We start from the raw sequence: 24,311 nt of genomic DNA, 5'->3' as shown, positions 1-24,311 counted from the left end.
CCTGCCCGGCCGGGCAGGCGCTCAGCGCGGTGCCGACACCGGGAAGCCGAGGTCCGCCGCGGCCCTGCCCAGCTCGCGGTCGTAGGTGATGAACTCGGTCAGCTCCGTGCGGAACGGGTCCGCGCTGGCCAGGTGCAACGCGTCCAGCGAGCCGAGGCGCGGAGTGCGGTAGGAGAGCGCCCGGGCGAGCACCGCGCTGCTGAGGTCGACCTGGTGGCTGCCCCGGAGCGCCTGGTCCACGTAGTAGGGGACCTGCTGGTGGGCCAGGCCCGCGCGGAGCAGGGTGCGGGTGATCTCCAGCCGGGCCAGCGCGCTGGTGATCAGCTCGGTCCCGGCGGGCAGCGCCTGCCGCCACGCCCGCAGTGCGGCCGTCTCGGGCTCCGGCTTGATGAACTTCAGCAACGCGCAGGAGTCGAGGTAGATCAACGGTTCCGCTCCCGTTCGCGGTCTTCCACCAGGACGTCCGAGAGGCTGCCGATCTCCGGCAACAGGTCGAGGGCCAGCTCGGGCATGCCCTCCTCGGCGGGCGGGGTGACCTCGCCGGCCGCGACCATGCGTTCGAGGGTCGTCGCCGGGGGCTCCTCCGGCACGAGTCTCAGCACGGGCCGCCCGCGGTCGGTGACGACGATCGTCGCGCCGGCCCGGACCCGCGCGACCGCCTTCGACGGGTTCTGGTTCAGCTCACGCAGTCCCATGGTCTCCATGCCCTCCAATGTAACTACGTCATGTAGGTACATCAAGGGCGGGCGGCAGCGCAAACCCCGCGCCCAGGACGTTCAGCCCTTGCCCCGGCTCGGCCGCTCTGCTCGCGGACGTCCGTTCGTGGTGCGAAGGTATGGTCGATATGGCCATATTCCGAGACGACGGGACGGAGACACCCACGTGGCGCGCAGCGTGTACGTGACCGGTATCGACCGGGGGGACGGCCGGCAGGCGGTCGAACTCGGGGTCATGGAACTGCTCACCCGCCAGGTGGACCGGGTCGGGGTGTTCCGGCCGCTGGTGCACGCGCACGCGGGGGCGGCTCCCGGCCGCCGGACCGGGGGCGAGCCGGGCTCGGACCACGTGGTGGAGCTGCTGCGCGGCCGGTACCGGATCGACCTGCCGAGTTCCGAGCTGTACGGGCTCAGCTACGAGGAGGCCGCCGCGCTGCAGGCCGCCCGGGGGCAGGACGAGCTGGTCTCCGCCCTGGTCGACCGCTTCCGCGCGCTGGAGCGGCGCTGCCAGGCGGTGCTGGTGCTCGGCACCGACTTCGCCGACACCAACATCCCGGACGAGCTGGCCTTCAACGCCCGGCTGGCCAACGAGTTCGGCGCCGCCGTGCTGCCGGTGGTCGGCGGGCACGCCGAGGACCCGGAGGCCGTCATCGCCGAGGTCCGCAACGCCCACCGGGCGTTCACCGACCTGGGCTGCGAGACCCTGGCGATGATCGCCAACCGGGTCGCCCCGGGCGCCAAGCAGCGGATCCAGCGCAAGCTCACCGAGAAGCTGCCGATCCCCGCCTACGTCATCCCGGAGGAGCCGGCGCTGGCCGCGCCGACCGTCGCCCAGCTGGTCGAGACGACCGGCGCCGAGGTCCTGCTCGGGGACGCCGCAGGCCTGGCCCGGGACGTCCGCGGCTTCGTCTTCGGCGGCGCCATGCTGCCCACCTTCCTGGACGCCCTGACCGAGGGCGCCCTGGTCGTCACCCCCGGGGACCGCGCCGACCTGGTGATCGGCTCGCTGGCCGCGCACGCCGCCGGCGCCCCGCCGATCGCCGGCGTGCTGCTGACGCTCGGCCAGCACCCCGGCCCGAACGTGATGGCGCTGGCCGCCCGGCTCGCCCCCGGCACCCCTGTCGCGGTCGTCCCGGAGGGCAGCTGGCCGACCGCCGCGACCCTCACCCACCTGGAGGGCAAGCTCACCGCGGCCAGTCCGCGGAAGGCCGAGATCGCCCTCGGACTGTTCGAACTGCACGTCGACACGGCCGAGTTGACCAACCTGATCGAGGTCGGCCGGTCCGAGCGCGTCACCCCGATGATGTTCGAGCACGAGCTGCTGGAGCGGGCCCGGGCGAGCCGGCGGCACGTCGTCCTGCCGGAGGGCACCGAGGAGCGGGTGCTGCGCGCGGCCGAGATCCTGCTGCGCCGCAACATCTGCGACCTCACCCTGCTCGGCGAGGCCGACGCGGTGCGCCGCAAGGCCGCGGGCCTCGGCATCGACCTCCCGCAGGAACAGCCCGGCACCGACCGCGCCCAGGTCCGGATCGTCGACCCGACCACCAGCCCGCTGCGCCGCCAGTTCGCCGAGCTGTACGCCCGGCTGCGCGCCCACAAGGGGATGACCGTCGAGCTGGCGCTGGACGTGGTCACCGACGTCTCGTACTTCGGCACCCTGATGGTCCAGGAGGGCATCGCGGACGGCATGGTCTCCGGCGCGGTGCACTCCACCGCCGCGACCATCCGGCCCGCCTTCGAGGTGATCAAGACCTCGCCGGGCGCGGCCATCGTGTCGAGTGTCTTCTTCATGTGCCTGGCCGACAAGGTGCTGGTGTACGGCGACTGCGCGGTCAACCCCGACCCGGACGCCCAGCAGCTGGCCGACATCGCGATCCAGTCCGCCGCCACCGCCGCCCAGTTCGGGGTGGAGCCGCGGGTCGCGATGCTCTCGTACTCGACCGGCACCTCCGGGTCCGGCGCGGACGTCGACAAGGTCCGCAAGGCCACCGAGCTGGTCCGCGAGCTGCGGCCGGACATCCTGGTCGAGGGCCCGATCCAGTACGACGCGGCGGTGGACGCCCACGTCGCGGCCACCAAGCTGCCGGGCTCCGCGGTGGCGGGCCGGGCGACCGTGCTGATCTTCCCGGACCTCAACACCGGCAACAACACCTACAAGGCGGTCCAGCGCTCGGCGGGCGCGGTGGCGGTCGGCCCCGTCCTCCAGGGCCTGCGCAAGCCCGTCAACGACCTCTCGCGCGGCGCGCTGGTCCAGGACATCGTCAACACCGTCGCGATCACCGCCATCCAGGCCCAGGACGACAAGGAGTCGAAGGCATGAGCGATGGAACGCGCGTTCTCGTGCTGAACGCCGGCTCCTCGTCGGTGAAGTACCAGCTGATCGACATGCTGGACGGCGCCCGGCTGGCCTCCGGCCTGGTGGAGCGGATCGGCGAGCCCGGCGGGCGGCTGGTGCACACCCCGCACTCGGGCGGGCCGCGCGAGCTGCCGCAGCTCTTCCCGGACCACTCCGCCGCCCTGAAGGCCGTCGCCGAGGAGCTGGCCGCCGACGGCCTCGGGCTGGACTCCCCCGAGCTGGCCGCGATCGGCCACCGGGTGGTGCACGGCGGCAAGCGGTTCACCGAGCCGACCGTCGTCACCGACGACGTGCTCAAGGAGATCCGCCGGCTGATCCCGGTCGCGCCGCTGCACAACCCGGCCAACATCACCGGCATCGAGGTGGCCCGCGCGCTGCGCCCGGACCTCCCCCAGGTGGCCGTGTTCGACACCGCCTTCCACGCCTCGATGCCCGAGTTCTCGGCCCGGTACGCGATCGACAAGGCCGTGGCCGACGAGCACCGGGTGCGCCGCTACGGCTTCCACGGCACCTCGCACCAGTACGTCTCGCGGGCCACCGCCCGGCTGCTCGGCAAGGACCCGGCCGAGGTGAACGTGATCGTGCTGCACCTGGGCAACGGCGCCTCCGCCTCGGCGGTCGCCGGCGGTCGCTGCCTGGACACCTCGATGGGCCTGACCCCGCTGGAGGGCCTGGTCATGGGCACCCGCTCGGGCGACATCGACGCCGGCGTGGTGTTCCACCTGCACCGGGTGGGCGGGCTGTCGATCGACGAGATCGACGACCTGCTCAACCGCCGCAGCGGTCTGCGCGGCCTGTGCGGCGACAACGACATGCGCGAGATCATGCGCCGGGCCGGGGCCGGGGACGCCGACGCGAAGCTCGCCTTCGACGCGTACATCCACCGGCTGCGCAAGTACATCGGCGGCTACTACGCCGTGCTCGGCCGGGTGGACGCGATCGCGTTCACCGCGGGTGTCGGGGAGAACGCGGCGCCGGTGCGCGCGGCGGCCACCGCCGGGCTGGACGAACTGGGCATCGCGGTCGACCCCGAGCTGAACTCGGTGCGCTCCGGCGAGGCCCGGATCATCTCGCCCGCGTACGCCCGGGTGGCGGTCGCCGTGGTGCCCACCGACGAGGAACTGGAGATCGCCCGGCAGGCCTTCGCCCTGGTGCACCGGCGGCCCGGGGAGTGACCGGCCGCCGTCTCGCCCCTCGGAATCCTTCGTCGGCGATCCCTCACGATTCGTGCCGAATGCACCTATAACACGAACGGATAGACTGATCCATATGCGCCGAGCGAAAATTGTCTGCACCCTGGGTCCGGCGACGGACTCCTACGAACAGCTGAAGGCCATCGTCGAGGCGGGCATGAACGTCGCCCGACTGAACATGAGCCACGGCAACCACGCGGACCACGAGGAGCGGTACCGCAAGGTCCGCCAGGTCTCGGAGGACACCGGCAAGGCCATCGGCGTCCTGGCCGACCTCCAGGGTCCCAAGATCCGTCTGGCGACCTTCGCCAACGGCCCGGTGACCGTCGACAACGGCGACGAGTTCACCATCACCACCGAGGACGTCCCCGGTGACCAGCACATCTGCGGCACCACCTACAAGGGCCTGCCCGGCGACGTCAAGCCCGGCGACCCGATCCTGATCAACGACGGCGTCATCGCCCTGGAGGTCGTCAGCGTCGACGGCCCGCGGGTGAAGACCGTGGTGATCGAGGGCGGCGTGCTCTCGAACAACAAGGGCATCAACCTGCCCGGCGCGGCCGTGAACGTGCCCGCCCTGTCCGAGAAGGACAAGGACGACCTGCGCTTCGCGCTGCGCCTGGGCGTCGACATGATCGCCCTGTCCTTCGTCCGCAACGCGGACGACATCAAGGACGTCCACGAGGTCATGGACGAGGTCGGCATCCGCGTGCCGGTCATCGCCAAGATCGAGAAGCCGCAGGCCGTCGAGGCCATGGAGGAGATCGTCCTCGCCTTCGACGCCATCATGGTCGCCCGCGGCGACCTGGCCGTCGAGTACCCGCTGGAGCGGGTGCCGCTGGTCCAGAAGCAGCTGATCACGCTGGCCCGCCGCAACGCCAAGCCCGTCATCGTCGCCACCCAGATGATGGAGTCGATGATCCACGCCTCGCGCCCCACCCGCGCCGAGGTCTCCGACGTCGCCAACGCCATCCTGGACGGCACCGACGCGGTCATGCTGTCCGCCGAGTCGAGCGTCGGCAAGTACCCGATCGAGACCGTCCGCACCATGAGCCGGATCGCCGAGAAGGCCGAGGAGGAGCTGCTGTCCCAGGGCCTCCAGCCGCTCAACCCGGGCCGCAAGCCGCGCACCCAGGGCGGCTCGATCGCCCGCGCCGCGTGCGAGCTGGGCGACTTCCTGAACGGCCAGGCGCTGGTCGCGTTCACCAAGTCCGGTGACACCGCCCGCCGCCTGTCCCGCTACCGTTCGCCGATCCCGGTGGTCGCGTTCACCCCGGACGTCGCCACCCGCAACCAGCTCTCGCTGAGCTGGGGCGTCGAGGCGCACGTCACCGAGCAGGTCGGGTCCACCGACGAGATGGTCGCCCAGGTCGACCGGGAGCTGCTGCGCATGGGCAAGCTCGCCGAGGGCGCGACCGTCATCGTCACCGCCGGCTCGCCCCCCGGCATCCCCGGCAACACCAACATGGTCCAGGTGCACCACCTGGGCACCCGGGGCGAGTAGCACCAACCCCCTGGCACCGACGCCCGTGGGGCGGTCCTCCGTTGGAGGGCCGCCCCACGGGCGTTCTCGCGACGTCGCCGCCGCCGTGGCGCGGCTGCCGGTCGCCTACTTGTCGCTGTAGGGCGCGTCGTCGTTGAACAGGCGCATGCCGGGGATGGTCAGCGTGCCGCCGAACTGGCCAGCCTGCTTGGCGGTGACCCCGGTCAGCTCCAGGTCCAGCGGGATCGGGATCGAGCCGATCAGGTCGTACAGCCAGCGCGGCAGGGTGTCCGGGGTGAGGGTGATCTCGCCCAGGTCGATCGGGATCGGCAGGCCGAGCACCTTGGAGAGGTGGCCGGACAGCCGCTCCACGTACATCGTGACCGGGCCCTTGCGCATGGTCGAGGTCGAGCCGGGGGCGCCCTTCACGTGGAAGGTCTTGCCGTTGCCCTGCAACGTCGACATGTCGAGGTTGTCGATGTCGACGCTGTCCACCACGAACTTCAGCACCCGCTTGGTGCCGGTCGGGGTCCGCACGTCGTAGACGCCGTGGAAGGCCGCGCCGTGCAGTGCCAGCCGGCTGGTCGCCAGCGTCCAGTTCTGCTGCGGGACGACGTCCCCGGTGGCGGGCGCGCCGGCGGTCAGGCCGCGGGTGTCCACCGCGCAGTTGGGGTTGGCGGTCGGCGAGGAGGACGGGGTGTCGGCGGCGGACGGGGTGGCGGGGGCCGTCCTCGGGCTCGCCTTGCCGCTCGGCTTCCCCGTGGTGGCGCCGGCCGGGCCACCGGCGGCGGGGGCCGGCGCGGCGGGCGAGGCCTGGTCGCCCGCCGGGGTCTGCTCGCCGCTGTGGGCGGCGGGCGGCGCGGTGCCGGGCTGGGTGTCGGCCGGGGCCCCGGTCGTCGGGGCCTGCGGCTGGGCCGGCGTCCCGGCGCGCGGGGCCGGGGCGGCCGGCGCGGGGGCCTGGGTGGTCTCCGGCGCGGGGGCGCCGGTCGACTTGGCGCTCGGCGTCGGGCTCGGTGAACCACCCGGCTCCAGCAGGTGGTCGACGCCGCCGAGGACGTCGCCGATCAGCCCGGCCTGGTGGACCGTGTCCGAACCGCCGGGGGCGGCGGAGCGGGCGGCCGGCGGCGTGGTCGCCGGGGTGGTGGCCGTGCCGGTCGGGGCGCCGGTCGGCGTCGTGCCGGCGCTCGGCGTACCGGCCGGCGCGGAGGGCTGCTGGGTGGGAGCGGCGGTCGGCGTCTGGGTGGGGATCGCGCTCGGCCCCGTCGAGGGCGCCGTCGAGGGAACGGTGGAAGGCGCCGTGGACGGACCGGGCGGCGGCTCGGGCAGCTCGCTCTTGGGGACGGGCGTCTCCAGCGGCGCGACGTCCGGCACGGTGGCGGGCGCGGTCCCGCAGGGCTTGCCCGCCGTGGACTCGGCGACGGCCGGGTTGGGGGTGTACGCGGCGGCCATCAGCAGCGCCGTCGGCACCGCGGCCATCGCCAGCGCGCGGCCTCTCAGCCGGACCCGGACGGGCGTGCGCGGCGCCGCGTGTCGACCGGCGCGCTGCGGTTGGTCATCCGACGCGCTCACCGCGCCTCCTTCGGGTCCACGGCGGCGGCCTGCTCGTTCGACGCGGCCTGTGCGGGCAGCTTCGCGGTGGGCGCTTCGGCCGCCGCGGGCTCGGTGGCGACGTTCGCGGCGACGGCGGCCTCGGAGACAGGTGCTTCGGAGACAGGTGTTGCGGAGGCAGGTGCCTCAGCAGCGGGGGCCTCGGTGGCGACGCTCGCGGCGACGGCGGTCTTGGCCGCCTTCGGCTCCGGCAGCGGCGCCCAGGACGCCATCAGACCGCCGCCGATCAGCCCCGGCAGCAGCGCCAGGCCGAACCCGGCCAGGTTGGAGACCGGGATCGAGACCAGCGTCAGCAGGGTGGTGGCGACCCCCGCGAAGACCCGCACGGTCGGCTGGAACCACGCGGTCAGCCCGAGCACGATCAGCAGCACGCCGATGATCAGCGATCCGGCGCCCGCCGTGGTGGCCATGGCCACCGTCATGCCGCCCAACGAGAGCTTGGCGTACGGGAAGTACATGATCGGGACGCCGGCGATCATGGCCAGCAGGCCGCCGTAGTACGGCCGCGTCCGACGGAAGGTACGGAACACCCGGCGCAGCCACTGGACGGGGTTCTCGTGCTCGGCGGGCCGGAATGAGGCAAGGGCGCTGGACACGGTGCAGCTCCTCGATGGTGTGAACGAGGGATGGACGAGACACGGGATCCGGCGACGGCGCGCGCGCCGCCACCGGTCCCACAGGTGCCGTCGGGGCGGCGGACCGGGCCCGGTCCGCCGCCCGTCAAAGGCCTAGTAGCACTCGCCGGTGCCGTCGGTGTGCAGCGCGAGCTTCAGGCCGGGGAGCTTGAAGGTGCCGGCCGAGGTGGCCCAGGCGGTCTGCTGCACGTTGTACAGGTCGGCCTTGTCGGCGGCCTGGGCGAAGCCGGTCGCGCCGGACGGCAGGCCGCCGAGCTTGGACTTCCAGCCCTGGGTGGCCTCGCCCTTGAGGGTCGAGGCGTCCTGGCCGATGTTGATGTTGGTGAACTCGGCGTCCGCGTTCAGCTGGTCGAGGTCGATCAGCAGGTTCTTGGCGTAGACCTGCTTCTTGACGTCGTCGCTGTTGCCCGCCTCCAGGCGAAGGATGATCTTGGGCAGCTTCCACGGCAGGCCGGGGATGACGTTGGGGTCGGTCACCACCGACTGGCAGAGGCCCTTGATGGTGGCCTCGTCGAAGGCCGAGACGGCGACCGGGTGCGGAGTGCCGTTCACCTCGGCGTCGATCGAGCCGAACTGGGCGAAGTTCTTGCCGTGCAGCTCCGGCGTGGTGACCTTGAAGCTCTGGCCGGAGACGCTGAACGAAGCCGCCAGCGCGTTGTTGGCCATTGCGGCGCCGACCATCGCGGTGGCCGCGATGCTCGGCACCATCACCAGGGCGAAGCGCTTCCAGCGGGTCTTGCCGTAGGTCTGGGACATGCGAGTCCTCCTTCTAGGACGTACATCTCCGGCTCCCCGGCGGCGCGCCCGCGCCGGTGGGGGACTGGGATGGGAGAGAGCTACGTCCTCGGTAGCGGAGAGCGCCTTGGGCGTCGTCGGACGCGGGAGCGGCCGGCACACAGCGGCACTCCCGTCCCTCCACCGGCCGTCCTTGCGGGGCGGCGGGCAGGACCGACGACATCGGCGATCACCCCCGAGCGACAACCAGCGACCGCGCAGGGCCGCGCGGCCGGTCGAAGGACAGGAACCGCCGTGGGACCGCGGATACCCCCCTGCCCTCCCTACCGCCGACCGGGGTCGGCGGATCACCCGGTGGGGATCCCGTGCTCCACGTGGCCGACCGGATCGGAGGGTGTGCCGACCGGATCGGAGGGTGTGGAGTCAGGGACCGGGCGTCGCCGATCGTGCTCGAATCCCGGGCGAAGCACAAGAGGTTCCTTACTGACGGGTAATGCAACACCCGACGGCGTTGACCGTGAAATCGGCGTGCCGTGCACCGTGTGTGACGTCTTGAAGGAAACGTGACGAAGAAATCCGCCGGAAACATGAACGAAACACCCGTGGACAGTCACCAAGTGTGACTGTCCACGGGTGTTGTCAAGATTTGGTAAACCTCTGTCCGGTTGACCGGATTGTCGCCAAATCACCCGGCGACACCGCAGGTCATCCGACGTGCCAGGACCCGCCCGGGACGGGCCGGGCCCGGACCGGAGGAGGCGTCAGAACAGCACGCGCGCCAGCGCGGTGCGGGCCGCGGTGACCCGCGGGTCCTCCGGGCCGATCACCTCGAACAGCTCCAGCAGGCGCAGCCGGGCGGCGTCCCGGTCCTCGCCGGCGGTCCGGCCGACGGTGTCCACCAGCCGGCCGAAGGCGTCCTCGACGTGACCGCCCACCAGGTCCAGGTCGGCCGCCCGCAGCTGGGCCTCGACGTCCTTCGGGTCGGCCGCGGCCGCGGCGCGGACGGCCTGCGGGTCCACGCTCTCGATCCGCTGCAGCAGTTCGGCCTGGGCGAGGCCCAGCCTGGCCTCGGTGTTGCCCGGCTGGTCGGCCAGCACGTTCCGGTAGGCCTGGACGGCGCCGCCCAGGTCGCCGCTGTCCAGCGCGTCGTGCGCGGCGGCCAGGGCCGGGTCCTCCGGCCGCTGCGGGGCGGCGTCCGGCGCCTCGCCCGGGGCCCCGGCGCCGCCGACCACGCCGAAGCGCTGCTCGGCGACCAGGATCAGCTGGTCCAGCACCTTGCGGACGTTGGCCGCGCTCTCCGCGCCCTGGAACAGCGGCACCAGCTGGCCGGCCACCACGGCCATCACGGCCGGGATGCCCTGGATGCCGAACTGCTGGGAGATCAGCGGGTTGGCGTCCACGTCGATCTTGGCGAGCACGAACCGGCCGGCGTACTCCTCGGCCAGGCCCTCCAGGATCGGGCTGAGCTGCTTGCAGGGGCCGCACCACTCGGCCCAGAAGTCGATGACGACCGGCACTTCGGTGGAGCGCTGGACGACCTCGGCCTCGAAGGTGTCCTCGGTGACATCGATGACGAGCGCGTAGGCGGACTGCGCGGGGGCGACTCCGGCCGCTTCGTCGGCGGCCGCCTGGCGGGCCCGCTCGACCCGGGCCTGCTCGGCCTTCTGGGCAGCCTCGCCGGCTGCCTTCACTGCGGCGAGGTCGACCGCACCGCGCAGGGCGGAGCTGTTGAGACGCGAATTCCGTGGCTGCATGGCACCATCCTCCCCCGTCCGCGCCGCCTGCGGGCAACCAACCTCGGGAAAGTCGCCCCGCACGGGCCGTGCGGCGCGGATTCCCGGGCGCGGTGGCCCTCCCCCGGTAGCCTGAACCGTTCGGCGCGGATCCCCACCCGCGCCCGCGCCGCCCCGTCCCACGGGTGCGGCGCCTGGTTGTCACTGCTTTCGCTACGAGTCGTAGCGTAACTGGAGCCGGGGTCCCGCCCGCAAGCCCCACCGGCGGTTCCGCGACGTGACCTGCCCCACTTTCCGGGGCGGCCCGGCTGCCCGAACGGGCGAACAGCCGCTACCGTTACCAGCCCCACCCATGTTACTCACCAGTAGAGCGCAAGGAGGCCCGGTTGCCGGCCCCCCAGCCCCCCGCGAACCCGGACGTCACGGGCCCGGAGACCGCGGACGGCCCCGCCCCCTCGGCGGGTGCCACGACCAGGGCCAAGGGGCGCCCGCGCAGCGCCGCCGCCGACCGCGCCATCCTCGACGCCACCCGCGAGGCCCTCGCCGAACTCGGCTGGGGCGGGCTGACCATGGGCCACGTCGCGACCCGCGCCAAGGTCGCCAAGACCACCCTCTACCGCCGCTGGCCGTCCAAGAACGAACTCGTGGTGGACGCCGTCGCCAGCCTCTTCGACGACCTGGTGATGCCCGACCTCGGCAGCCTGCGGGCCGACATCGAGGCGGTGGTCGCCCAGTTCGCCGACCTGCTGGCCCGCCCCGAGACCCAGGCCGCGCTGCTCGCGCTGTTCGCCGAGGGCACCCGCGACCCGCACCTGCGCCGCCGGATCCGGGAGGCCATCGTCGACCCGCAGAAGCGCCTGGTCCGGCAGGGCCGGGCGGCCGCCCAGGCGCGCGGCGAACTCGCCCCGGACGCCGACCCGCGGACGGCCCGCGAGGAGATCGACATCATCTTCGACACCATCGCCGGGACGGTCGAGCACCGCGTCCTGGTCAGCGGCGAGCCGATCACCGCCGACTGGACCCGCCGCTTCACCAACCTGCTGCTCGGCCCCTTCCCCAGCCTGCTGGGCGACTGAGGGTACGGCGAAGCCGCCCCGCACGGAGCTCCGTACGGGGCGGCCCACCGGCACGTCCTAGAAGGACGCGTTCTCCCGGTACGTCCCCCACTCCTCGCGCAGCGCGTTGCAGATCTCGCCCAGGGTCGCCTCGGCGCGCACCGCGTCCAGCATCGGCGGGATCATCGACTCGCCCGAGCGCGCGGCCGCCAGCATGGCGTCCAGCCCGGCCCGCACCGCCGCCTCGTCCCGGGCCTCCTTGCGCTCGCGCAGCACCCGCACCTGCTCGCGTTCGACCTCGTGGCTGACCCGCAGGATCTCCAGTTCGGGGGTGACGCTGCGCGGGTGGCAGTTGACGCCGACCACGCGCTTGTCCCCCTTCTCCACCGACTGCTGGTACTGGAAGGCCGCCTCGGCGATCTCGCCGGTGAACCAGCCCTCCTCGATCCCGCGCAGGATGCCGGAGGTGATCGGGCCGATCCCGTGGTCCTCGCGGCCCTTGTCCAGACGGCTCTTGTTCAAGATCTGCTGGAAGATCGCCTCGGCCTGCTGCTCGATCCGGTCGGTGAGCGCCTCGACGTACCAGGAACCGCCCAGCGGGTCGGCCACGTTGGCGACGCCGGTCTCCTCCATCAGCACCTGCTGGGTGCGCAGGGCGATCTCGGCGGCCTGCTCGGAGGGCAGCGCCAGGGTCTCGTCCAGGGCGTTGGTGTGCAGCGAGTTGGTGCCGCCGAGCACCGCGGACAGCGCCTCCACGGCGGTGCGGACCACGTTGTTGTACGGCTGCTGCGCGGTCAGCGAGACGCCGGCGGTCTGGGTGTGGAAGCGCAGCCACTGCGCCTTGTCGGTCTTGGCGCCGAAGCGGTCGCGCATCCAGCGGGCCCAGATCCGGCGCGCGGCGCGGAACTTGGCGATCTCCTCGAAGAAGTCCAGGTGCGCGTCGAAGAAGAAGGACAGGCCGGGCGCGAAGACGTCCACGTCCAGGCCCCGGGACAGGCCCAGCTCGACGTAGGCGAAGCCGTCGGCGAGGGTGTACGCGAGCTCCTGCGCGGCCGTCGCCCCGGCCTCGCGGATGTGGTAGCCGGAGACGGACAGCGGCTTGTACGCGGGGATGCCCTGGGCGCAGTACGCCATCAGGTCGCCGATCAGCCGCAGGTGCGGCTCGGGGGCGAAGAGCCACTCCTTCTGGGCGATGTACTCCTTGAAGATGTCCGTCTGCAGGGTGCCGTTGAGCACCGCCGGGTCGACGCCCTGGCGCTCGGCGGCGACCAGGTACATGCAGAAGATCGGGACGGCCGGGCCGCTGATCGTCATCGAGGTGGTGACCTCGCCGAGCGGGATGCCGTTGAACAGCACCTCCATGTCGGCGGCCGAGTCGATGGCGACGCCGCAGTGGCCCACCTCACCGAGCGACTTGGCGTCGTCGGAGTCGTAGCCCATCAGGGTGGGCATGTCGAAGGCGACCGAGAGGCCGCCGCCGCCCGCCTCCAGGATCATCCGGTAGCGCTCGTTGGTCTGCTGCGCGTTGCCGAAGCCGGCGAACTGGCGGATGGTCCAGGTGCGGCCCCGGTAGCCGGTCGGGTGCAGTCCGCGGGTGAAGGGGTACTCGCCCGGCCAGCCGATCCGCTCGAAGCCCTCGACGGCCTGCCCGGGGGCGGGACCGTACGCCGGCTCGACCTCGTCGCCGGACAGGGTGGTGAAGTCCGCGTCCCGCTTGCGGGCGCTGTCGTACCGCTGCTGCCAGCGCTGCCGTCCGCGCTCGATCTCCTCGGCGTCCATGACCCCGAACTCCGCTCCGTACGGCCGCCACGGCACCGGGGCGGCACAGCTATTAGGACGTCCTACTAATTTACTCGGACGTCCTAGCAGCTGTCGATGGATGCCGGGGCCGAAACGCCGCGGGCCGCCCTCCCGGGGCCCGGAAACGCGCGGTGCCCCCTCCCCCGCGGGGGAAGGGGCACTCGCCGGGGCGTCGGATCAGACGCCGGCGGGCTGGCGGGCGTCGCCGCCGGCCGGGAGCCGCTCGGCGGCCTCGCGGACCACCTTGCGCTCGAAGACGAAGGACGCGAACGGGATGCAGCCGGCGGCCAGGGTCAGGATCATCCGACCGAGCGGCCACTTCAGCTTCTGCCCGAGCAGGAAGGTCACCACGAAGTACCCGATGTACAGGTAGCCGTGCAGCATCGCGACGTACGTGGTCAGGTCCTCGGCCGCGTCGAAGCCGTACTTCGCGACCATGAAGCCGCAGAACACCAGCAGGGCCACACCTGTCGCAATGGCCAGGGCCCGGTACCAGCCCAGCAGGGGGGTCGCCTTCATACTCTTCATCGCCTCGTTCGGCAGGGATCGACCGGTACGCCCGGATCCGCGCACCGCTCACACGAGGGTAACCGTCCTCACGGCCGCTCCCGCGCAGCCCCCTCGCCGCGTTCGTCGGTGAAGTCGCCGGCGGCGATCCGCAGCGGCCTGAGCAGTTCGAACACCTGCCGACACTGCTCGGTGTCGTACTCCTCCAGCCCGAAGTCCATCGCCATGAGTTCCCGGGTGGCCTCCTCGACCGTCTCGCGGCCGCGGCCGGTGATCGTGGCGAGCACGCCGCGGCCGTCCAGCGGGTTGGGGCGGCGGGCGACCAGGCCGGCCCGCTCCAGCCGGTCGACGGTGTTGGTGACGCTGGTCGGGTGGACCATGAGCCGCTCGCCGATCTTGGACAGCGACAGCTCGCCGGTCCGGCTGAAGGTCAGCAGCACCAGCGCCTCGTACCGGGCGAAGGTCAGCCCGTACGGCTTGAGCACCGCGTCGACCCGGGAGAGCAGGATCTGGTGGGCTCGCATGATCGAGGTGATCGCCGCCATCGAGGGGACCCCGCCCCAGCGGCGGGTCCAGAGCTCGTCGGCGCGGGCGATCGGGTCGAAGTCGAGGGCTAGGGGCTTGGGCACCTCCTTACCGTACCGGCGGAGGGGGCGAGCGCTACCAGCCGTCCTGATGGTGGACAAGCACGACGCGTGGCGGGAACCCGCCAAAAGGGCTGCCAGGTCCGTACCAGGACATTGCACCGGTGTGAATGCGGGGCAACAGGACCGGGCCGCGGCGGAGTTGACGGCCGATCGGTCCGCAACCGCACTATCAGGCCTCGGTTCGGATGGTAACCCGCTGAAAGACCGGGCGATTCGCACCTTTTGTCCGCCCGTTCACAATCCCTCCGGCTGGCGGGACTTGGCCAATTCATGAGCAAGACCTGTCATTTGATTTGCTCGATTGTCATGCTTTCCGCCAACCCCGTCGGCAGCCACCACCCCCACCCACCGGTGGCCCGCCGCTCGACCGCACGGGGTCCGCACGTCAGCGCCCGTCCCGCCCCTCAGGTGCCGACCCCGGCCCCCGGGACGCGGCGCGACCGCCCACACGCGGTTACCCGGAAGGACTCGTCCGTGAAGCGAAAGCTCGCAGCAGTCGCCGTACTCTCCGCCACCGCCCTGCTCACCGGCGTCGTCCAGGTGAGCACCGCCGCCCAGGCCAGCCCGGTCCCCGCGGCGCAGGCGCAGGCCGCCGAGCAGCAGGCGGCCGCGCTCGCCCTGGCGGGCGGCCAGTCCGGCCCGCTGGCGAAGGCCCTCGCCCTCGGCGGCCAGGAGCAACTGGTGGCGAAGGACGCCGTGGTGGACAAGGACGGCACCCGGCACCTGCGCTTCGAGCGCACCTACGCCGGCCTGCCGGTGCTCGGCGGCGACCTGGTCGTCCACCAGAGCGCCCGCGGCGCGGTGGAGTCGGTCGACAAGGCGGTCTCCGCGCAGCTGAGCCTGTCGAGCCTGGCCCCGCAGATCCCCGCCGACAAGGCCGCCGCGCAGGCCACCGGCGCCGTCCAGGCCACCGTCGGCGTCGCCGCGGACAAGGACGAGTCCCCGCTGGCGGCCGTGCACCAGACCGGCAAGGCCGAACTGGTGGTCTGGGCGAGCGACGGCAACCCGCGCCTGGCCTACCGGACCACCGTCGAGGGCGTGCGCGCCGACGGCACCCCCAGCAGCCAGCTGCTGGTCACCGACGCCGCCACCGGCCAGGTGCTGTCCACCCACGAGCAGGTGCAGACCGCCTCCGGCACCGGCAAGGGCGTCTTCGTCGGCAACGTCCCGCTGACCACCACCCAGAGCGGCACCTCGTACCAGCTGAAGGACGCCACCCGCGGCGGCCAGTCGACCGTCAACCTGAAGAACAAGACCTCCGGCACCGGCACGCTGGTCGCCAACTCGACCAACGCCTTCGGCAACGGCCTGGCCTCCAACAGCGAGTCCGCCGCCGTGGACGCCCAGTACGGCGCGGCCGCCACCTGGGACTTCTACAAGAACACCTTCGGCCGCAACGGCATCAAGAACAACGGCGTCGGCGCGACCAGCCGCGTCCACTACGGCTCCAACTACGTCAACGCGTTCTGGAGCGACGCCTGCTTCTGCATGTCCTACGGCGACGGCAGCGGCAACACCCACCCGCTCACCGAGATCGACGTGGCCGGCCACGAGATGAGCCACGGCGTCACCTCCGCCACGGCGAACCTCAACTACTCCGGCGAGTCCGGCGGCCTCAACGAGGCCACCTCCGACATCTTCGGCACGATGGTCGAGTTCTACGCCAACCTGCCCTCCAACCCGCCGAACTACTGGATCGGCGAGCTGATCAACCTGAACGGCGACGGCTCCCCGCTGCGCTACATGGACAAGCCCAGCAAGGACGGCGCCTCGGCGGACTCCTGGTACTCGGGCGTCGGCAACCTGGACGTCCACTACTCCTCGGGCATCGCCAACCACTTCTTCTACCTGCTGTCCGAGGGCAGCGGCGCGAAGAGCATCAACGGCTTCAGCTACAACAGCCCGACCTCCAACGGCTCGGCCGTCACCGGCATCGGCCGGGACAAGGCCGCGCAGATCTGGTACCGCGCGCTGACCGTCTACTTCACCTCCACCACCAACTACGCGAGTGCCCGCACCGGCACCCTGAAGGCCGCCTCCGACCTGTACGGCGCCACCAGCGCCGAGTACAAGGCGGTCGCGGCCGCGTGGAGCGGCGTCAACGTCAACTGACGTACGGCGCACGGTGACAGGACGTCCGGGGCCCCTGTGGAGGGCGGCCCCGGGCGTCCGCACACCCTCTTGCCCGCCCGCCCTCGCACGCCCGCCCTCCCCCGCCCGCCCGCTCCGTTCCCGGGGTGGCGGAGCCCCGCCGGCCGGACGAACCGCCCGTAGCGGGCACCGGGCGGCAGCCGAACCATCCGCACCAGCACTGGCGGATCCCGGCCAATCCCTGTCCGTGGTCTGTCATTTCCTGCCATCGATTGTCATGCTTCTGCCCAAGCCCCGTCCGACATCCGTCACCCCCACCCGTCGACGGATCGTCAGGTACCGCACGGGAGCAGCACGTCCGCGCCCTACCGCCCCCCGGCGCCAACCCCGGCGCCCCGGTACGCGGCGCAACCGCGCGCACACGCGGTTTCGTGGAAGGAACCCCCGCACGTGAAGCGAAAGCTGACAGCCGGCGCCATACTCTCCTCCACCGCCCTGCTCGCCGGCGTGATCCAGATCGCCATCGTCCCCGCCGCCCAGGCCGCCGCCCCGTCGCCGGAGCAGCAGCGCGCCGCGCTGCTCGCGGTGGCCGCCGGGCAGAGCAGCCCGGTCGCCCAGGCCCTGGCCCTCGGCGGCCAGGAGCGGCTGGTGGTCAAGGACGTCGTCGCCGACGCCAACGGCGAACGCCACCTGCGCTACGAGCGGACCTACGCCGGCCTGCCGGTGCTCGGCGGCGACCTGGTCGTCCACCAGCGCGCCGACGGCTCGGTGGACTCGGTCGACCGGGCCTTCGACGGCAGCCTGTCGCTGCCGAGCCTGGCCCCGGGCCTCGCCGCCGGGCAGGCGGCCGAGCGGGCCACCGCCGCGGTTCAGGCGACCGTCGGCACCGCCGCCGACGAGGACGAGGCGGCGCTCAGCCGGGTCGACGGCGCGGGCGCGGCCGAGCTGGTGGTGTGGGCGGCCGACGGCGCGCCGCGGCTGGCCCACCGCACGGTGGTCCACGGCGAGCGGGCCGACGGCACCCCGAGCAGCCAGCAGGTCGTCACCGACGCCGCCACCGGCCAGGTGCTGTCCACCCGCGAGCAGGTGCAGACCGCCTCCGGCACCGGCAAGGGCGTCAACGTCGGCAGCGTCACGCTGACCACCACCCAGAGCGGCTCGACCTACTCGCTGAAGGACGCCACGCGCGGCGGCCAGTCCACCACCGACCTCAAGGGCGCCACCTCGGGCAACGGCACGCTGTTCGCCAAGACCAGCAACTCCTGGGGCAACGGCCTGGCCTCCAACCGCGAGTCCGCCGCCGTGGACGCCCAGTACGGCGCCGCGGCCACCTGGGACTACTACAAGAACACCTTCGGCCGCAACGGCATCAAGAACAACGGCGTCGGCGCCGCCAGCCGCGTCCACTACGGCTCCAACTACGTCAACGCGTTCTGGGACGACTCCTGCTTCTGCATGACGTACGGGGACGGCTCCGGCAACACCAACCCGCTGACCGCGATCGACGTCTCCGGCCACGAGATGACCCACGGCGTCACCTCCGCCACGGCGAACCTCAACTACTCCGGCGAGTCCGGCGGCCTCAACGAGGCCACCTCCGACATCTTCGGCACCATGGTCGAGTGGTCGGCCAACCTGCCCGCGGACCCGCCGGACTACCTGATCGGCGAGAAGCTCAACATCTTCGGCAACGGCAAGCCGCTGCGCTACATGGACAAGCCCTCCAAGGACGGCAGCTCCGCGGACTCCTGGTACTCGGGCGTCGGCAACCTCGACGTCCACTACTCCTCGGGCATCGCCAACCACTTCTTCTACCTGCTGTCCGAGGGCAGCGGCGCCAAGGTGGTCAACGGGGTCAGCTACAACAGCCCGACCTCCAACGGCTCGACGGTCACCGGCATCGGCCGGACCAAGGCGGCCGCGATCTGGTACCGCGCGCTGACCGTCTACATGACCTCCACCACCAACTACAAGGCCGCCCGCACGGCGACCCTGAAGGCCGCGACCGACCTGTACGGCGCCACCAGCACCGAGTACAAGACCGTGGCGGCCGCGTGGAGCGGCGTCAACGTCAACTAGTGCGCGCGCCGGCACACCCCAGCCACCCCCGGTAAGAAACGGCGACAGGCTGCCGCGGCCCTTTGGGAGAGGAGGCCGCGGCAGCCTGTCGACCGTCGCGTGGCGGGGGTTCGTCGCTACGCGGTGGCCGGCTTCAGCTCGCCGCGCTCCTCCTTGGCGAGCATCCGCTCGGCGAAGAAGCCGCCGGTGGGCAGCACCGAGAGGACGAACAGCAGCACGCCGCGCTTGGCGTCCCACTTCTGCGCCTGCCAGGCCTGGATCCAGAAGACGACGTACAGGATGAACAGGATCCCGTGGACCATGCCCATCACCGGGACGCCGTCGAAGGACGTGGTCCGCTTCAGCACGGAGCAGATCAGCAGCAGGATGAACGAGACCCCTTCGGGGCCGGAGACCAGGCGCAGGCGGTGGACGGCGCTGCTGTTCACGATGGATACCTCAATACGGGGGTCGGAGGCGTACCTGCTTGTGAAGCGACTCACAAGCCTTCCGGCCATTATCACCGAGCACCTGTCCGAAGCCCCGGCCGGGGTGGGCACCGTGCCCGACGTCACAACCGCCGTGTCCCGCCCCGGCGGCACGGCCGTCGTGCCCTACCCCGCAGCCGTCGTGTCGGACCCCACGGCCGTCGTGTCCGTGTCACAGCTGTGCGCCAGAACCCGGCTCGTCGCGCCGGCCCGTCACCCGCTGCCCCTATCCTGCTGCCCGCGCCCGACGCACCGGGCGCCGTAGACATCGGACGACCGGGGGTAGCGACCACATGTTCAAGCGGGACTGGGACCGAAGGACCTGCGCCAAGCGCGGCCACACCACCTACGCGCCGACCGAGCCCGAGCTGGCCGCCCGGCTGCACGCCGCGACCGCCCTCGGCGACGCCTGGCGCTGCCTGCGCTGCGGCGACTTCGCGCTCGGCACCCCGCACGGCTCCGGCCCGGCGCAGGACGCCCCGCTGGTGCCGCGCGGCAAGGCGCTGCGGGACCTCTTCATCCTGCGCTTCCTCGCCGTCGAGCGGGTGCTGCGCGGTCTGCTGATCATCATCGTGGCCTGGGCCGTCTGGAAGTTCTCCAACAGCCAGGACGCCGTGCACCGGGTCTTCGACGAGAACCTGTCGGTCTTCCGGCCGGTCACCGACCACTTCCACTGGGACCTCGAACACTCCCCGATCGTCGACACCATCCGCAAGACCTTCGACTACCGGAAGAGCACCCTGCTGATCGTCGCGGGCGCGCTGCTGGCCTACGCGCTGATCGAGATCGTCGAGGCGGTCGGCCTCTGGCTCGGCAGGCGCTGGGCCGAGTACCTCACCGTCGTGGCCACCGCCGCCTTCCTGCCGCTGGAGGGCTACGAGCTGAGCGAGCACGTCAGCGCCGTGAAGATCGGCACGCTGGTGCTGAACATCGCCGCGGTGCTCTGGATCATGCTGTCCAAGCGGCTGTTCGGGCTGCGCGGCGGGGTGGTGGCCTTCGAGGCGGAGCGCCACTCGGCCTCGCTGCTGGAGGTCGAGGAGGCGGCCGGCACCGTCCCGCACGCCGCCCGGGGGGCGCACGCGCGGGCGTGACCGGCGCGTTTGTCGCAGACCGGTACCAGTTCCGCCGTTCCCCCTCCCCCCGCACCGGCCGCGCCCGCTAGATTGCGGCCGTGGCACAGTTCAGACTCCAGGGATCCCGGGTACTCGCGGTCGAGTTGGCCGGCGAGGCCGTCAAGGCCAGACACGGCTCGATGGTCGCCTACACCGGCCAGATGAGCTTCAAGAAGCTGACCGGCGGCGGGGACGGCCTGCGCGGCATGGTGGCCCGCCGGCTCACCGGCGAGCAGATGACCGTCATGGAGGTGAAGGGCCAGGGCACCTGCTACTTCGCCGACAAGGCCACCGAGATCAACCTGGTCCGGCTGAACGGCGAGACGCTGTTCGTCGAGGCGGACAACCTGCTCTGCACGGAGGGCTCGCTGCGCACCGGCACCACCTTCACCGGGCTCAACGGCATGTCCTCCGGCAACGGCCTCTTCACCACCAAGGTGGAGGGGCACGGCTGGGCCGCCGTCACCTCGAACGGGCCCGCGATCATCCTGCGGGTCGGCCAGGGCCAGCCGCTGCGGGTGGACCCGGGCGCCTACGTGGCGCACACCGGCAGCCTGCACCGCAGCCTGAAGTCGGGCGCGGGCTGGACGACGGTGATCGGCGAGGGCGGCGGCGAGGCCGTCCAGGTGGAGTTCACCGGAGAGGGCCTGGTGTACGTGCAGCCGTCGGAGAAGGTCACCATCGGGGGCGACGTCTGATGGGCTTCACGAAGATCAACGGCAAGATGGTCGAGGCCGTGGTGCTGCCCGGGCAGCGGCTGTTCAGCCAGCGCGGCGCGATGCTGGCGTACACCGGGGACGTCCGCTTCACGCCGAACATCACCGGCGGGCAGGGCGGCGTGATGTCGATGATCGGCCGCCGGGTGGCCAACGAGGACACCCCGCTGATGACCGTCGAGGGCCAGGGCCGGGTGATGTTCGGCCACGGCGGCCACCACGTGCACGTGATCGACCTGGCCGGCGACACCCTGTACGTCGAGGCGGACCGGCTGCTGGCCTTCGAGGGCACGCTGCGCCAGTCCACCATGTTCATGGGCTCGCAGGGCGGGGTGATGGGCATGGTCCGCGGCCAGGTCACCGGCCAGGGCCTGTTCACCACCCAGCTGGACGGCAAGGGCTCGGTCGCGGTGATGGCGCACGGCGGCGTCTTCGAGCTGCCGATCTTCCCCGGCCAGCCGGTGCACGTCGACCCGCAGGCGTACGTGGCGCACCGCGGCCAGGTGCAGAACAAGCTGTCCACGGCGCTGGGCTGGCGCGACATGATCGGCCGCGGCTCCGGCGAGGCCTTCCAGCTGGAGCTGTCCGGACAGGGCGCGGTGTACGTCCAGGCGAGCGAGGAGAAGCTCTGATGTCCTACCCGCCGCAGCCGCCGTACGGGCAGTCGCCGTACGACCAGCCGACCCAGCCCGGCTTCGCCGCCCCTCCCCCGCCGGGCTACGCGCCGCCGCCCGCGCAGGGCTACCCCCAGCAGGGCGGGTACCCGCCGCCGCCTCCCCCGCAGCAGCCCCAACAGGCCTATGCCCAGGAGCAGTTCGGCGGCCCGCAGGCCCCGCTGCCGAGCGCGCACGGCGGCTCCGGCCCGGTGGTGCACGACGCGTACAGCCTGCCGGTGAACGACAACGTCAACCCGTACGCCTTCTCGGTCGACCTGAACGGCTCCTACTTCCTGCAGAAGGGCAAGATGGTCGCCTACTACGGCGACATCACCTTCAAGGGCGTCGGCGCCGGCATGCTGGACCGGGTGATCGGCCAGCACTTCAACTCGCCGATGCACGCGGCGGACTGGGTGGTGGCCCAGGGCCGCGGCAAGCTGCTGCTGGCCGACCGGGCCTTCGACCTCAACTCCTACGACCTGGACGACGGCAACCTGACCGTGCGCTCGGGCAACCTGCTGGCCTTCGACCCGTCGCTGCGGCTCAAGCAGTCGATCATCCCGGGCTTCCTGACCCTGATCGGCACCGGGAAGTTCGTCGCCGCCTCCAACGGGCCGGTGCACTTCGTCGAGCCGCCGATCCGGGTGGACCCGCAGGCGCTGGTCGGCTGGGCCGACTGCCCGGCGCCGTGCCACCACTACGACCACGACTACATGCACGGGCTGATCGGCGGCATCCGGCGGCTGACCGGGCTGGGCGGGGCCTCCGGCGAGGAGCACCAGTTCGAGTTCATCGGCGCCGGCCAGGTGCTGCTGCAGTCCAGCGAGAAGCTGATGGCCGAGCGGTCGGTGGGCCAGGTGGACGCCGAGGCGGGCGTGCCGGTGGGCGGGGTGCCGTCGCAGCCGGCGGCGGCGTCGGGCCACGGCGGGGGCAACCTCAACGTGCCGGGCCTCGGCAATCTGGGCGATCTCGGGCGACGTTTCGGGCTGTAAACTTGTACAAGATTGAACTAAATAGGGTATGCTGAGCCCATGGATACGCACACGATCAACACTGCGGACACCCCTCCGTCGCAGCCCGAGGGGGAGACTCCCTGGCTGACCGCCAGGGAGCAGCGGATGTGGCGCGCCCATCTGGAGGTCGCCAAGCTGCTGGAGTACCAGCTCAGCCGCGAACTCCAGCCGCACAACCTGGCGATCAACGACTACGAGATCCTGGTCGTGCTCTCCGAGGCCCCCGACCGCCGGATGCGGATGACCGACCTCGCCACCGCCACCCTCCAGTCCAAGAGTCGGCTCTCGCACCAGATCACCCGGATGGAGAACGCCGGCCTGGTGCTGCGCCAGGAGTGTCCCGGCGACCGCCGCGGCCTCTACGCCCACCTCACCGAGCACGGCTGGGAGACCATGCAGCGGGTCGCCCCCGACCACGTGCGCAGCGTCCGGGCCCACTTCATCGACCGCTTCACCGAGGAGCAGCTCGACGCCATGTACGAGGCCCTCGCCCCGGTCGCCGAACACCTCCGCGGCCTCCGCGGCCGCGCCTGACGCGCCGCCCCCCAGCAGCACACCGGGGCCGGCCCCACCGGGGGCCGGCCCTTCCGGCTGCCCCGAGGGGGCACACTCGTACCCGCCAACCTTGCCGACACCACCCGTGCTCGGGAAGCACCAGGAACAGCGGGACGCCGACACCCGGACCGTGTTCATCACCGGTGTTCGCGCGGGGCACTTCCCTGGACGGCACCGGCCGACAGCAGACCCGCGACCCACGTCTCGGCCGCCGCAGACAATGCAACCCACGCGCCGCCGTCCCGAATCGCGCGCAGCCGCCACCGGGCCGCGACCACGGCCGCCAGGGCGACGACCTTCTCAGGCTCGGCGGCGGCATAGCACGGGACCGTCATCGCCCACCGCTGCGCCTGCGCGGCAGTGTGGCCGGCGGCGATCAGGCGGGGAACCAGCGAGGCGGTATCGACCCAGGCGGCGGCCGGGGCCGGCCATGACCAGTCGATGACCCGGACCCGGCTGCCCTCGACCAGGATGTTCGGCCCGGTCATGTCGGTGTGGGCCAGCGTGTCACCCGCGACCGCATCCGACACCTGCCCCTCCAACGCACTGAGCTGGTCCACGTGCTCGGCTTGCCACGGCGTCAGGCCGTCGGCAGCGACGATCTCCGGCCACAGCGCTGATCCGCCCCACCGCTGCGCGAGGCTGAACGTTCGCAGCACGGGTGCAGGTGTCAACCGGTCTGCGAGGCCGGCCAGCGTTCCGGCGATGAGCGGCAGGTCGGACGAACCGGGGGACAGGTCTGCGTGTCGTCCCGGCACGTACTCGAAGGCAGTAACCAGCCAGCCGCCGACTTCCCCCTGCCACAGCAGGGCCGCACCGATGCCCTTCACCGCTGGCGCGGCCTGCGCCTCCTTCCGGGCCATCCACAGGTTCGGGCTGTCGAGCCGGGAGCCCTTCACGAACAACCGGCCGCCGCCCGCGTCCAGGGCGGCGGCGAACTCGGCGATCTCACCGGCGTCCGGCACCGTCACGCCGGTGACGGCGCCACACCGCTCGGCGATCAGGTCACGAACTTCGGCAGGCAGGTCGACCCACTGATGGCGCACGCTGCTCCCTCGGGGCAGGGTCGGGGGCCGCCGGCAGCGCCCCCGCGGCGGCCCCCCCCGGAGGATATGTGGGTGGTGTGGGCGGCCACGGGGGCCAGCGGGCAGTTT

General features: G+C 72.0%; 22 protein-coding genes. 11 read left to right on the top strand and 11 right to left on the bottom strand.

Translation table 11 applies throughout. From position 1 onward, the window contains the following. Positions 1-21: 21 nt before the first annotated feature. Both ACFVTF_RS30670 and ACFVTF_RS30665 read right to left on the bottom strand, forming a co-directional pair. Positions 22-426: a type II toxin-antitoxin system VapC family toxin gene (locus ACFVTF_RS30670; RefSeq protein ID WP_387817546.1), complete on the bottom strand. Its 405-nt coding sequence runs from the start codon at positions 424-426 to the stop codon at positions 22-24. Then, the gene (locus tag ACFVTF_RS30665) at positions 423-704 is read right to left on the bottom strand and encodes a type II toxin-antitoxin system Phd/YefM family antitoxin (protein WP_387817545.1); all 282 of its coding nucleotides are present in this window, start codon (positions 702-704) and stop codon (positions 423-425) included. Before ACFVTF_RS30665 ends, ACFVTF_RS30670 begins: the two co-directional genes overlap by 4 nt. A gap of 178 nt (positions 705-882) precedes the next feature. Here ACFVTF_RS30665 and pta point away from each other — a divergent pair, with 178 nt between their 5' ends. The 3 genes from pta to pyk all read left to right on the top strand — a co-directional run bounded on the left by pta (position 883) and on the right by pyk (position 5,769). After that, complete coding sequence (gene pta / locus ACFVTF_RS30660; RefSeq protein WP_387817544.1) at positions 883-3,036, top strand: phosphate acetyltransferase; 2,154 nt, start codon at positions 883-885, stop codon at positions 3,034-3,036. Beyond that, positions 3,033-4,247 (top strand): acetate kinase, encoded by a 1,215-nt coding sequence (locus ACFVTF_RS30655; RefSeq protein ID WP_371517098.1) that lies wholly within the window; start codon positions 3,033-3,035, stop codon positions 4,245-4,247. Before pta ends, ACFVTF_RS30655 begins: the two co-directional genes overlap by 4 nt. A gap of 94 nt (positions 4,248-4,341) precedes the next feature. Next, positions 4,342-5,769: a pyruvate kinase gene (gene pyk, locus ACFVTF_RS30650; protein ID WP_363619285.1), complete on the top strand. Its 1,428-nt coding sequence runs from the start codon at positions 4,342-4,344 to the stop codon at positions 5,767-5,769. A gap of 105 nt (positions 5,770-5,874) precedes the next feature. Here the strand turns inward: pyk and ACFVTF_RS30645 are convergent, their stop codons facing one another. The 4 genes from ACFVTF_RS30645 to ACFVTF_RS30630 form a co-directional block, all read right to left on the bottom strand. Continuing rightward, the gene (locus ACFVTF_RS30645; protein ID WP_387817543.1) at positions 5,875-7,317 is read right to left on the bottom strand and encodes a hypothetical protein; all 1,443 of its coding nucleotides are present in this window, start codon (positions 7,315-7,317) and stop codon (positions 5,875-5,877) included. Then, positions 7,314-7,952, bottom strand: a complete 639-nt coding sequence (locus ACFVTF_RS30640; protein ID WP_387817542.1) for a DUF6114 domain-containing protein — start codon at positions 7,950-7,952, stop codon at positions 7,314-7,316. The genes ACFVTF_RS30645 and ACFVTF_RS30640 overlap by 4 nt, the downstream gene beginning before the upstream one ends. Before the next feature lie 132 nt (positions 7,953-8,084). After that, entirely contained in the window at positions 8,085-8,747 is a 663-nt protein-coding gene (locus ACFVTF_RS30635; protein WP_371517101.1) for a DUF6230 family protein, read from the bottom strand. A gap of 740 nt (positions 8,748-9,487) precedes the next feature. Continuing rightward, complete coding sequence (locus ACFVTF_RS30630) at positions 9,488-10,480, bottom strand: tetratricopeptide repeat protein (RefSeq protein WP_350879569.1); 993 nt, start codon at positions 10,478-10,480, stop codon at positions 9,488-9,490. Between the two features lie 494 nt (positions 10,481-10,974). Here ACFVTF_RS30630 and ACFVTF_RS30625 point away from each other — a divergent pair, with 494 nt between their 5' ends. Next, complete coding sequence (locus tag ACFVTF_RS30625) at positions 10,975-11,535, top strand: TetR/AcrR family transcriptional regulator (protein ID WP_371522676.1); 561 nt, start codon at positions 10,975-10,977, stop codon at positions 11,533-11,535. 57 nt (positions 11,536-11,592) lie between these two features. Here the strand turns inward: ACFVTF_RS30625 and ACFVTF_RS30620 are convergent, their stop codons facing one another. From ACFVTF_RS30620 to ACFVTF_RS30610, 3 genes are all read right to left on the bottom strand, one after another. Further along, entirely contained in the window at positions 11,593-13,293 is a 1,701-nt protein-coding gene (locus tag ACFVTF_RS30620) for a methylmalonyl-CoA mutase family protein (RefSeq protein WP_363582040.1), read from the bottom strand. Positions 13,294-13,491: 198 nt separating this feature from the next. Beyond that, positions 13,492-13,833: a DUF3817 domain-containing protein gene (locus ACFVTF_RS30615; RefSeq protein ID WP_063347771.1), complete on the bottom strand. Its 342-nt coding sequence runs from the start codon at positions 13,831-13,833 to the stop codon at positions 13,492-13,494. Positions 13,834-13,910: 77 nt separating this feature from the next. Continuing rightward, on the bottom strand, positions 13,911-14,450 hold the full coding sequence (locus tag ACFVTF_RS30610) for a MarR family winged helix-turn-helix transcriptional regulator (RefSeq protein WP_371517104.1): 540 nt from the start codon (positions 14,448-14,450) through the stop codon (positions 13,911-13,913). Positions 14,451-14,942: 492 nt separating this feature from the next. Here ACFVTF_RS30610 and ACFVTF_RS30605 point away from each other — a divergent pair, with 492 nt between their 5' ends. Next, a complete protein-coding gene (locus ACFVTF_RS30605; protein ID WP_371517105.1) occupies positions 14,943-16,580 on the top strand; it encodes a M4 family metallopeptidase in 1,638 nt (545 codons plus the stop codon). A 429-nt stretch (positions 16,581-17,009) separates the two neighbouring features. Then, positions 17,010-18,638, top strand: coding sequence for a M4 family metallopeptidase (locus ACFVTF_RS30600; RefSeq protein ID WP_371517106.1), 1,629 nt, complete (start codon positions 17,010-17,012; stop codon positions 18,636-18,638). A 116-nt stretch (positions 18,639-18,754) separates the two neighbouring features. Here the strand turns inward: ACFVTF_RS30600 and ACFVTF_RS30595 are convergent, their stop codons facing one another. Next, positions 18,755-19,066 carry a DUF3817 domain-containing protein gene (locus tag ACFVTF_RS30595; RefSeq protein ID WP_371517107.1) on the bottom strand — a complete coding sequence of 104 codons (312 nt, stop codon included), beginning with the start codon at positions 19,064-19,066 and terminating at the stop codon, positions 18,755-18,757. A gap of 332 nt (positions 19,067-19,398) precedes the next feature. Here ACFVTF_RS30595 and ACFVTF_RS30590 point away from each other — a divergent pair, with 332 nt between their 5' ends. The 5 genes from ACFVTF_RS30590 (at position 19,399) to ACFVTF_RS30570 (ending at position 23,136) form a co-directional block, all read left to right on the top strand. Then, positions 19,399-20,196: a DUF2127 domain-containing protein gene (locus ACFVTF_RS30590; RefSeq protein ID WP_371517108.1), complete on the top strand. Its 798-nt coding sequence runs from the start codon at positions 19,399-19,401 to the stop codon at positions 20,194-20,196. Between the two features lie 80 nt (positions 20,197-20,276). Next, positions 20,277-20,915, top strand: a complete 639-nt coding sequence (locus tag ACFVTF_RS30585) for an AIM24 family protein (protein ID WP_079135621.1) — start codon at positions 20,277-20,279, stop codon at positions 20,913-20,915. Next, entirely contained in the window at positions 20,915-21,565 is a 651-nt protein-coding gene (locus ACFVTF_RS30580) for an AIM24 family protein (protein WP_387817541.1), read from the top strand. The genes ACFVTF_RS30585 and ACFVTF_RS30580 overlap by 1 nt, the downstream gene beginning before the upstream one ends. A gap of 203 nt (positions 21,566-21,768) precedes the next feature. Further along, positions 21,769-22,581, top strand: coding sequence for an AIM24 family protein (locus tag ACFVTF_RS30575; RefSeq protein ID WP_387817577.1), 813 nt, complete (start codon positions 21,769-21,771; stop codon positions 22,579-22,581). A 39-nt stretch (positions 22,582-22,620) separates the two neighbouring features. Then, positions 22,621-23,136, top strand: coding sequence for a MarR family winged helix-turn-helix transcriptional regulator (locus tag ACFVTF_RS30570; RefSeq protein ID WP_387817540.1), 516 nt, complete (start codon positions 22,621-22,623; stop codon positions 23,134-23,136). Between the two features lie 158 nt (positions 23,137-23,294). Here ACFVTF_RS30570 and ACFVTF_RS30565 read toward each other — a convergent pair whose 3' ends face one another. Then, on the bottom strand, positions 23,295-24,203 hold the full coding sequence (locus tag ACFVTF_RS30565; RefSeq protein WP_387817539.1) for a hypothetical protein: 909 nt from the start codon (positions 24,201-24,203) through the stop codon (positions 23,295-23,297). Positions 24,204-24,311 lie beyond the last annotated feature (108 nt).

The organism is Kitasatospora sp. NPDC057940 (genome assembly GCF_042887425.1).
Taxonomy (GTDB): Bacteria; Actinomycetota; Actinomycetes; order Streptomycetales; family Streptomycetaceae; genus Kitasatospora.
This window is presented reverse-complemented; position numbering and strand designations above follow the sequence as displayed.

What these genes read in the sequence shown, in the direction of transcription:
- ACFVTF_RS30635 (WP_371517101.1), bottom strand. Translation starts at nt 8,747, where the DNA reads ATGTCCCAGACCTACGGCAAGACCCGCTGGAAGCGCTTCGCCCTGGTG.
- ACFVTF_RS30630 (WP_350879569.1), bottom strand. Translation starts at nt 10,480, where the DNA reads ATGCAGCCACGGAATTCGCGTCTCAACAGCTCCGCCCTGCGCGGTGCG.
- ACFVTF_RS30655 (WP_371517098.1), top strand. Translation starts at nt 3,033, where the DNA reads ATGAGCGATGGAACGCGCGTTCTCGTGCTGAACGCCGGCTCCTCGTCG.
- ACFVTF_RS30590 (WP_371517108.1), top strand. Translation starts at nt 19,399, where the DNA reads ATGTTCAAGCGGGACTGGGACCGAAGGACCTGCGCCAAGCGCGGCCAC.
- ACFVTF_RS30615 (WP_063347771.1), bottom strand. Translation starts at nt 13,833, where the DNA reads ATGAAGGCGACCCCCCTGCTGGGCTGGTACCGGGCCCTGGCCATTGCG.
- ACFVTF_RS30570 (WP_387817540.1), top strand. Translation starts at nt 22,621, where the DNA reads ATGGATACGCACACGATCAACACTGCGGACACCCCTCCGTCGCAGCCC.
- ACFVTF_RS30665 (WP_387817545.1), bottom strand. Translation starts at nt 704, where the DNA reads ATGGAGACCATGGGACTGCGTGAGCTGAACCAGAACCCGTCGAAGGCG.
- pyk (WP_363619285.1), top strand. Translation starts at nt 4,342, where the DNA reads ATGCGCCGAGCGAAAATTGTCTGCACCCTGGGTCCGGCGACGGACTCC.
- ACFVTF_RS30580 (WP_387817541.1), top strand. Translation starts at nt 20,915, where the DNA reads ATGGGCTTCACGAAGATCAACGGCAAGATGGTCGAGGCCGTGGTGCTG.
- ACFVTF_RS30620 (WP_363582040.1), bottom strand. Translation starts at nt 13,293, where the DNA reads ATGGACGCCGAGGAGATCGAGCGCGGACGGCAGCGCTGGCAGCAGCGG.